11 protein-coding genes are annotated in these 7,894 nt (G+C 67.2%); all 11 read right to left on the bottom strand.

The window, feature by feature from the left end; all coding sequences use genetic code 11:
- Window positions 1-10: 10 nt before the first annotated feature.
- The 11 genes from H7841_07210 to H7841_07160 all read right to left on the bottom strand — a co-directional run bounded on the left by H7841_07210 (window position 11) and on the right by H7841_07160 (window position 7,827).
- Entirely contained in the window at window positions 11-1,954 is a 1,944-nt protein-coding gene (locus tag H7841_07210; GenBank protein MEO5336665.1) for a heavy metal translocating P-type ATPase, read from the bottom strand.
- 4 nt (window positions 1,955-1,958) lie between these two features.
- The gene (locus tag H7841_07205; protein MEO5336664.1) at window positions 1,959-2,606 is read right to left on the bottom strand and encodes a hypothetical protein; all 648 of its coding nucleotides are present in this window, start codon (window positions 2,604-2,606) and stop codon (window positions 1,959-1,961) included.
- A gap of 6 nt (window positions 2,607-2,612) precedes the next feature.
- Window positions 2,613-2,939, bottom strand: coding sequence for a hypothetical protein (locus H7841_07200; GenBank protein ID MEO5336663.1), 327 nt, complete (start codon window positions 2,937-2,939; stop codon window positions 2,613-2,615).
- A 196-nt stretch (window positions 2,940-3,135) separates the two neighbouring features.
- Window positions 3,136-3,702 (bottom strand): TlpA family protein disulfide reductase, encoded by a 567-nt coding sequence (locus tag H7841_07195; GenBank protein MEO5336662.1) that lies wholly within the window; start codon window positions 3,700-3,702, stop codon window positions 3,136-3,138.
- Window positions 3,703-3,715: 13 nt separating this feature from the next.
- A complete protein-coding gene (locus H7841_07190) occupies window positions 3,716-4,300 on the bottom strand; it encodes a nitrogen fixation protein NifQ (GenBank protein MEO5336661.1) in 585 nt (194 codons plus the stop codon).
- Window positions 4,301-4,308: 8 nt separating this feature from the next.
- Window positions 4,309-5,307 carry a hypothetical protein gene (locus H7841_07185; GenBank protein MEO5336660.1) on the bottom strand — a complete coding sequence of 333 codons (999 nt, stop codon included), beginning with the start codon at window positions 5,305-5,307 and terminating at the stop codon, window positions 4,309-4,311.
- Window positions 5,304-5,984 carry an ABC transporter ATP-binding protein gene (locus H7841_07180; protein MEO5336659.1) on the bottom strand — a complete coding sequence of 227 codons (681 nt, stop codon included), beginning with the start codon at window positions 5,982-5,984 and terminating at the stop codon, window positions 5,304-5,306. The genes H7841_07185 and H7841_07180 overlap by 4 nt, the downstream gene beginning before the upstream one ends.
- Window positions 5,981-7,117, bottom strand: coding sequence for an FtsX-like permease family protein (locus H7841_07175; GenBank protein ID MEO5336658.1), 1,137 nt, complete (start codon window positions 7,115-7,117; stop codon window positions 5,981-5,983). The genes H7841_07180 and H7841_07175 overlap by 4 nt, the downstream gene beginning before the upstream one ends.
- Window positions 7,118-7,123: 6 nt before the next feature.
- Entirely contained in the window at window positions 7,124-7,408 is a 285-nt protein-coding gene (locus tag H7841_07170) for a hypothetical protein (GenBank protein ID MEO5336657.1), read from the bottom strand.
- A gap of 4 nt (window positions 7,409-7,412) precedes the next feature.
- The gene (locus tag H7841_07165) at window positions 7,413-7,637 is read right to left on the bottom strand and encodes a hypothetical protein (GenBank protein ID MEO5336656.1); all 225 of its coding nucleotides are present in this window, start codon (window positions 7,635-7,637) and stop codon (window positions 7,413-7,415) included.
- A gap of 7 nt (window positions 7,638-7,644) precedes the next feature.
- Window positions 7,645-7,827 (bottom strand): hypothetical protein, encoded by a 183-nt coding sequence (locus H7841_07160; GenBank protein ID MEO5336655.1) that lies wholly within the window; start codon window positions 7,825-7,827, stop codon window positions 7,645-7,647.
- Between the last annotated feature and the right edge of the window lie 67 nt (window positions 7,828-7,894).

Here is a 7,894-nt window from a genome sequence, read left to right as displayed (position 1 = left end):
ACACCAATGGCTATATACAAGCTTCGCAAATGTCGATCACCGCCAACGGCAACTCGGTTCGGGTGCTGGCGCCGGCGGCCTTGCCGTCCACCGCCAGCCAGACCGGCGTCTTGCCCTGACGGGCCAGGGCCTCGGCCGGGGCCGGATCGGGCCGGATGCCGGCATCTTCCAGGAAGGCCCGGTTGCCGCACAGCACTGCTTGGCCGTCCACGTCGGCGCGCACGCCGCGCCCGGTTTCCGACTGGAAGGAACGGGCCTCGGGCGGGTCGACGCCGTGCGAGCGGGCGAAATCCAGAATCGCCTTGCCGAGGAAGTGCTCCGAGCCGTGTTCCGCCCCCGCCACCAGGCGCAGCAGCACCGCGTCGGCAAGGGCGGACAGGTTGGCGAAGTCGGTCACCACCGGCCGGCCCTCGGTGATGGTGCCGGTCTTGTCGAAGACCAGGGCGGTGATGCGGGACGCGATCTCCAGGCTTTCGCCGTTGCGGATGAAGACGCCGCGCCGCGCCCCCTGCCCGGTGCCGGCCATGATGGCCGTCGGCGTGGCCAGCCCCAGGGAACAGGGGCAGGCGATCAGCAGCACGGCGATGGCGTTCGATACGGCGTTCCGCCACTGGGCGCCGGCCGCCAGCCAGCCCAGCAGGGTGGCCCCCGCCACCGCCATCACGGCGGGCACGAAGACGGCCGAGATGCGGTCCGCCATCTTCTGCACCGGCAGCTTGGATGCCTGGGCATCGTCCACCATGTGCACGATGCCGGCCAGGACGGTGTCGGTACCCACGGCCGTCACCCGCATGCGGAAAGTGCCGGTGCCGTTGACGCAGCCGCCCGTCACCTCATGGCCGGCCTCCTTGATGACCGGCAGGCTTTCGCCGGTCAGCATGGACTCGTCCACCGTCGAGAGACCGGACAGGACGATGCCGTCCAGGGCGATGCGCTCGCCCGGCCGCACCACCAGCGTTTCGCCCACCGCCACGTCGTCGACCGCGACGACGGCTTCCCGGCCGTCGCGCAGCACGCAGGCGGTGGCGGGCTGCAGGTCGATCAGCTTGCGGATGGCGTCGCTGGCCTGGCCCTTGGCCTTTTCCTCCAGGTAGCGCCCCAGCAGCACGAAGGTGACGATGCCGGCGGCGGCCTCGAAATAGAGATGATGGTGATTGGCCAGGAAGGCCGGCAGGCTGTAGCCATAGGCGGCGCCGGCGCCGATGGCGATCAGGCTGTCCATGTTGGCTGTGCGCTGTTTGGCCAAGGCCCAGGCCTTGGTGAAGAACGACCGCCCGGCCCACAGGACCACCGGGGTGGTGAGGACGAATTCCACCGCCTTGAGGGCCCAGGAATGGGGCATGGCCATGCCGATGGTCATCACGGGCAAGGTAAGGGCGGCGGACACCCACAGCCGCCGCTTGGCGTCCTTCAGGCGTTCCCGTTCCCGTTCCACCACCAGGCGGCGCTGGGACAGGGTATCCATGGGGCGGGTCTGGTAGCCCAGGCGGCCGACCATCTCGGCCACGTCGTCTCGCGACAGCGCGCCCTGGATGCAGGCGGTCTCGGAAGCGAAGTTGACGGTCGCCGACGCCACCCGCGGATCGCGGTTCAACTGCAATTCGATGAGCAGCGAGCAGGACGCGCAGGTCATGCCCTCCACCGCCACCGTGACTTCGCGGATTTCCTCGCTCGTCGCCGCCGGCTTGGACTTGCCGGGCCGCTTACCCTGTCCCAGGTTGCCCAGTACTGCGTCCAGTTGGGCCAGCAGCCGGGGACGGGGCAGGGTGCGCGGGTCGAAGTGGATGGCCAAGGAGCCGATCTCCGGCACCGCGCGGACCTTCTTCACGCCCGGATTCTTGCGCAACAGGATTTCCAGCACGTAGGCCCGTTCCGCATCGTCGCGCAGCAGGGGCGAGACGATCCGGACACGGCGCTTCAAGCCATGAGCGATGGCGAAGTGGCGCGGTTCCAAGCGGTCAGCCCTTCGGTTTCGGCAAGGCCTTGGCCTGCCCGGCCTTGCGGTAGCGCACCATCAGGAAGACCAGGTAGAACACGGTCAGCCAGGCGTTGCGGAATTTGAAAGGCTGTTTCAGCCACTGCTGGGTGACCAGGTTCCAGTGGACCTTGATGAGGTAGAAAGCCACCAGGTCGTTCAGGAAGTTGATGGCCAGACCTTCCATGTTGGCCGGCATCTTCACGGGCAAACCGCCGCGTGCCGAGATCACGGCGGCGGCGACGCCGGCCTTCATCTTCAGATCCTCGACCTTGGCCTTGAGGCCATCCAGGCGCAGGAAGGATTCCACCCTCTCCTTGAGCGGGCGCGGGGGCGGTTCGGCCTGGACGGGCGTCGCCGCCACCCTGTCGATCCGGGCGTCCAGGGCGAGCACGACATCGCGCACTCCGCAGACCGTTTCCTGGTAGCGCACCGACAGCTTGCGCGCCCCCCGGTAGACGGTCACCCGGTAGACGCCCTCCACCGCGCGCAGGCCTTCCTCCAGACTGGCGGCGGCCTGGGCCGTCGCCAGTTCCGGAGGAATCTGGAAGCGCAGATGACCCTCGGAGCGGTGGCGCAGCACCACGCGGTCCTGGAGACGGGTACCCGGTTCCTTTTTCTTGCGCGGCATGGCCGGCTACTTCTTGGCCTTGGCGGCCCCCCCCTCTTCGGCTTCCCGCGTCTCCTCGACCATGTCGGAAAGCTTTTCCTTCTGTTCGAGGACGAAGTCGCGGCCCATGTCGGAGGCCTTGGCGACCGCGGCGGCGATTTCCTTGCGGTACTTGAAGCCGTAGTAGCCGACGGCGGCGCCGGCGGCGAACATCACCAAGGGATTGGTCAGTAGACGCTTGAACATGCTCTGCCCCATCATGTAGCCGGCGGTGCCGGCGGTCATCATCATCGTGCCCGTGTGCTGGACGGCCTTGCCGGCGTGTTCGGCGGCCTTCGCCAAATGTTCGGTCATCTTGTCTCTCCTTCCAGGGACGCGTTTTTGCCGTCGTCCGGCGTGCCGGGGACTTCCTCGACCTCGTTCAGCATCCGGTAGATTCCGACACACCCCTCGCAGCAGAAGCGCAGGACGCGCCCCTGAGTCCGGATTTTATACTCCGGACCTGTAATATCCAACCCACATAAATCGCATGCCGGCTCTTCCGCCATTCCTACCCCCCTTGCAGCAGATCGGCGAGCATGCGGTCGAGAACCGCTGCATCGGATTCTCCCAGGATACGCCCCTTCACGGCACCGTCGCGGCCGATCAGGAAGGTGGTCGGCAGGCCGATCACCCGATAGGACCTTGCCACGCCGGAGCCCTCGTCCACCAGGACCGGATAGCTCACGCCGATTTTCTTGGCGAACTTCTCGACGTTGTCGCGGCTCTGGCCGGCGTTGACGGCCAGCACTTCCAAACCCTGGTCCTTGCGCGCCAGGAAGATGGGCTCGATGGCCGTCATCTCCTCGCGGCAGAAGGCGCACCAGTCGGCCCAGAAGCGCACCGCCACCACCTTGCCCGCCACGTCCTGGGGAAAGCGCAAAGGGGTGCCGTCCAGGCGCGTCGCCGTGAAGGCGGGGGCCGCGTCGCCGTTCTTCAAATGCCCACCTTCCTGCTTGCAGGCGCCCAGCAGCAGGGCGAACGCCAGGCTAGCGCCGATCCCGAGAAGACGGATGAGGCTCTCGGGTCTGCCTTTGGCCGCCCGCCCTCCGGGCGGAGCGATGAGCAATTCCGTCAAAGCCGGAATTGCTCTAGCCGCGATCGGGAAACGCATCGCCGTCCTCCGCACCGAAACATCTGTCATGGTCGGAACAGTCCTCGCAGTTGGGCGATTTGCAGATCCTGATATCCTCGCGTTCGCACAGCTGCTTGTACAAGAACTTCTTCCATTTCATGTCCTTGACGTTGAGCAAGGCGAGGCCGGGAAAATGCCGCTGCAACAGGGTGGTCACATCCTTGCGGCTGGAAAACCCGAGATCCTGCCACAGGTGGTCGGAGCGCCGGCAGGCATGGGCTACCAGGGCGGCCATCCATTCCTCGATGGCGTCGCCGCGGGCGCGGTGATCGAGCAGCAGGGTCCGCAAGTCGTCTTCCTCGATGGGGATATCCTCGGGCCGGTCCGAGGTCGCGCAGAAGCCGGTCAGGTCGGCCCCGCCGAAATAGCGGCCCAGGATGGCCTTCAGATCCTCTTCGGCCAGGCCCAGGCGGGCGGCCAGGGTGCCCTGGGGCTCCTCGCAACGGGCGGCGATGGTCGAAGCCAGGCAGTGGGCGTCGAAGGCGTCCAAAGGTCCGCCGGTCACCCGCTTCATCAGCCATGTGTACAAGGAACCGCCCATCGGAAACCTCATTCGAACAGGATCAGGTTGGAAGCGAGCACGGCGTAGGTCGCCACGCCGCCGAACAGCGCCAGCAGCAGGACGGCCGTGGCGGTCAGGCGGCGGGTGACTTCGGGGACCACGGCGGCCAGGCTGGCGACGCCCCCGAAGGGAGCGACGGCGCCTACCCCCAGGCCCAGCACCGTGGCGGCGAAAAGCGGCAGGTAGAGGCCGTAGCCGATGTAGTGGTAGCCGGATTGGATGACGTCGAAGGGGCAGTGGTGGTGGGGGTGTTCGTAGATGTAAAGGGAGATGAAGGAAATCACCGCGGCCAGGGCGGCCAGGAAGTTGATCCCCGCGAGGCCGGCGAAGGCCAGGGCGCCCCGCCGCCAACGCAGGAAGGCGAGGCCGGCGGCCAGGGTGAGCGCCAGGATGGAGTAGAAGCCGGCCATCGCCGGGCCGGGCGGCAGGGCGGCCGTCTCGGCGGCCACCGACTTGGCGTCCGACGAAAACAGGCTGCCGCAGCAAGACGTGATGACGTCGGCCTTGAGGTTGAGGAAATAGGCCGCCTGCACCGACGTCTCGGCGGCAAGCGAAGGGGCGATGAACAGCAGCAGGCCGTACTTGACGCGGATCAGCGGATAGTCGTAGCCGCGGTTGTCCACGTGGTTGAGCACCAGCCAGACGCCGCCCAGCAGGAAGTTGACGATCTTCAACTCGACGGTGGGAAAGCCCCAGGCGTTGGCGTTGAGCGTCCCCACCGCGCACATGGCGCCGACGAACTGGCTGTGCATGCGATCGGCGTTGAAGACGAAGAGCAGCAGTGAGGCGATCTCGACGGCGAAGGCGAAGGCGAGCAGGGTGGAAATCAGGTAGGTGCGCCGCTCCATGCGCAACTGGGCCTCGCTGCCGCTGGCGATGTCCCAGCGCCGCACCACCTGCAACCCGAAAACCGCCGCCGCCCCCACCATGGCCGTGGTGACCAGTGAGGCCAGCAGCAGGGCGATGATGGCCGGCTGGAAGATCACGCCGGGACCTCCACCACCTCGCCGTCGCGCATGGACACCACGCCGTCGACGACGGAAGCCTGGGCCACCATGGGATCGTGGCTGGTCATCAGCACCGTGCGGCCGTCGGCCTTCAGGCCTTCGACGATGCCCAGGAATTCCTTGGACAGGGTGGAATCCAGGTTGGCGGTCGGCTCGTCGGCGATCACCACCTTGGGATCGTTGACCAGGGCGCGGGCGATGGCGACGCGCTGGGCCTCGCCGCCCGACAGCCATTCGGTCTTGGACCGGGCACGGTGGCCCAGCTTGAGGCGTTCCAGAAGGCCCAGGGCGGTCGCCGCCAGTTCGTCGTGCCGCCGGCCCAGGGGATAGGCCGGGATCATGACGTTTTCCAGCACCGTCAGGCCCCTTATCAGGTTGAACTGCTGGAAGACGAAGCCGAAGGTATGCCGGCGCACTTCGGTGAGAAAGCGTTCCGGCAGGCCGGAAATATCGCGCTCGCCCAGCTTCACCCGTCCCGAGGTGGGCCGTGCCAGGCCGCCGATCATGGTGAGCAGGGTGGTCTTGCCCGATCCGCTGGGGCCGCGGAAGACGGTGACCTTGCCGGCTTCCACCCGGAGCGTGATGCCCTTCAGGGCCCAGTATTCGTTGTCCTGGCCCTGGTTGAAGGCCTTTTTGACCTCGTGCAGTTCGATCATGAGCGCATCACCAGATCCGGATCGACGATGGCCGCGCGCCAGACCGGCACGATGGTCGCCACGGTGTAGGGAAAGACGGTCAGCAGGAACAAGGTGAAGACCTGCAGGCCGTCGACGAAGGGCGTCGGGCGGAAGGCGGGGTAGAGCACCGCCCAGCCCTTGAGCACCGGCTCCAGCACCCCCGCGCCGAAATAAAAGACGTGCAGGTAGGCCGCCGCGTAACCCAGCAGGAAGGCGGCCAGCGACAGCAGGGCGCCTTCCCACATCTTCATGCGGATGACGTCCGAGGTTTCCCAGCCCACCGCCTTGAGAATGCCGATCTCGCGCCGTTCTTCCGCGCTCAGGCCCGAGGCCTTGTCCCAGGCGAAGATGACGAAAGCCAGCGTCGCCCCGGCCAGCAGGACCAGCATCATGCCTTCCCGCCAGTCGAACAGGCTGTCGTAGGTGCGCAAGACCTCCTCGCGTAGGATGGGGCGGCTGTCGGGCAGGGCCTTGGCGATCTTTTCCGCCACCGTGCGCACCTCGCGGGCGTTGCGCACCGAAACCGCAACATCGGTATAAAGGCCGGGCGCGACGCCGAAGAAGGTCCGGAAATCCGCTTCCGACACCAGCACCAGATCGGCGCTGACGAGCGCCGATTCGGAATCCAGGGTGCCGGCGACGGCGAACGAGAACAAGGTGCCGTCATAGGCCCGGAAGGCCAGGACGTCGCCCGCCCCGGCGCCCCGCGTGGCGGCGATGCCGGGGCCCACCTTGATGCGGCCGGGCGGCGGGGCGTCGCGGGTCGGCACCATGAAGGTGTAGTTGGCCGCCGCCACGGGATCGAAGTAATAGCCCCAGAGCCGCGCCTCCACCGTCTGGACGCCGCGCAGGCCCTTCAGCTTGTCGACGGCGGCGGCGGGCATCAGGTCGTGGCGGCCGGCCACCATGCGCTGGACCAGGACTTCCGGCGAATCGGCCAGCAACAGCGCCGCCTCGCGCCGCACCGAATGGCTGAACAGCAGCACCGAGGCGAGTGAGAAGACGATGGCCGCATAGACCGCCAAAAGCCCCAGGTTCTTGCCCTTGCGGCGGGCCAGGGATGCCAGGGTGAAGTCGACCAGATGGCGTTGCTTTTCGATCCAGTTCTGCATGGGGCCTCAAAAAGTCCGGCGGGGGGGCACGAGGGAACCGGACGGGAAATGGTCCAGCGACAGGGGATGGTCCTGGAAGGCCGTGTGCAGGTCGGCCTGGGACAGGTGGCGGGTATAACGGGCCTCGGTGAACAGGCAGAGATCGGTGAGCCCCAGCTCGCGCACCATTTCCGCCTTGCGGGCCAAGGCCGGTTCCGCCCGCGCCACGCCCAGGCGGGCGTCGACGGCGCTCGCCAGGACGAAGGCGGAGCCGGCGCCGATCAGGGCAAAAGCGAGGCTGGAAGGGCGCATTCCGTCAGTCCTTCAGGTTCACCGGATAAAGCCGGCTGTGCCAGACCGTGAAGACCAGGAAAGCCACCCCGGCCGCCACATGCAGCGACCGCGGTCCACGGCCCCTCGCCAGTCCGGTCAGTACCAGCGCCGCCAGCGATCCGCTCATGCCGGCCTTGGCGATCTTCCTCTTGCGGCGCAGTCTGGCCCCTCCCGGCGGAATGGGCCGGCCCGTGCTTTCCTGGGTCATGACAGGGCTAGACCTTGTTCGAGGCCTTCATCAGCGCCACCCGCACGGCGCTGGTCAGGCTGGGGCCGACCCCCAACGCCTGCGACAGGGCGGGAATCAGGATCAGGGAGGCCAGGGCGAAACCGGTACCGAGCAGTACCCGCCCGAGGTCCGGGCCGTTGTCCTGGGACAGCTTGAGGGTGTTTTCCATGACGCAATCCTCCGAATGCCTTGCCGTCGGTGCCTTCGGATTCCCTCCCGTGGCGGGAGGAATCCGC

Source organism: Magnetospirillum sp. WYHS-4, from assembly GCA_039908345.1.
GTDB lineage: Bacteria > Pseudomonadota > Alphaproteobacteria > Rhodospirillales > GLO-3 > JAMOBD01.
The sequence above is the reverse complement of the archived record's forward strand: the minus strand, read 5'-3'. Positions and strand labels throughout refer to the sequence as shown.

What these genes read in the sequence shown, in the direction of transcription:
- H7841_07205 (MEO5336664.1), bottom strand. Translation starts at nt 2,606, where the DNA reads ATGCCGCGCAAGAAAAAGGAACCGGGTACCCGTCTCCAGGACCGCGTG.
- H7841_07200 (MEO5336663.1), bottom strand. Translation starts at nt 2,939, where the DNA reads ATGACCGAACATTTGGCGAAGGCCGCCGAACACGCCGGCAAGGCCGTC.
- H7841_07190 (MEO5336661.1), bottom strand. Translation starts at nt 4,300, where the DNA reads ATGGGCGGTTCCTTGTACACATGGCTGATGAAGCGGGTGACCGGCGGA.
- H7841_07180 (MEO5336659.1), bottom strand. Translation starts at nt 5,984, where the DNA reads ATGATCGAACTGCACGAGGTCAAAAAGGCCTTCAACCAGGGCCAGGAC.
- H7841_07175 (MEO5336658.1), bottom strand. Translation starts at nt 7,117, where the DNA reads ATGCAGAACTGGATCGAAAAGCAACGCCATCTGGTCGACTTCACCCTG.
- H7841_07170 (MEO5336657.1), bottom strand. Translation starts at nt 7,408, where the DNA reads ATGCGCCCTTCCAGCCTCGCTTTTGCCCTGATCGGCGCCGGCTCCGCC.
- H7841_07165 (MEO5336656.1), bottom strand. Translation starts at nt 7,637, where the DNA reads ATGACCCAGGAAAGCACGGGCCGGCCCATTCCGCCGGGAGGGGCCAGA.
- H7841_07160 (MEO5336655.1), bottom strand. Translation starts at nt 7,827, where the DNA reads ATGGAAAACACCCTCAAGCTGTCCCAGGACAACGGCCCGGACCTCGGG.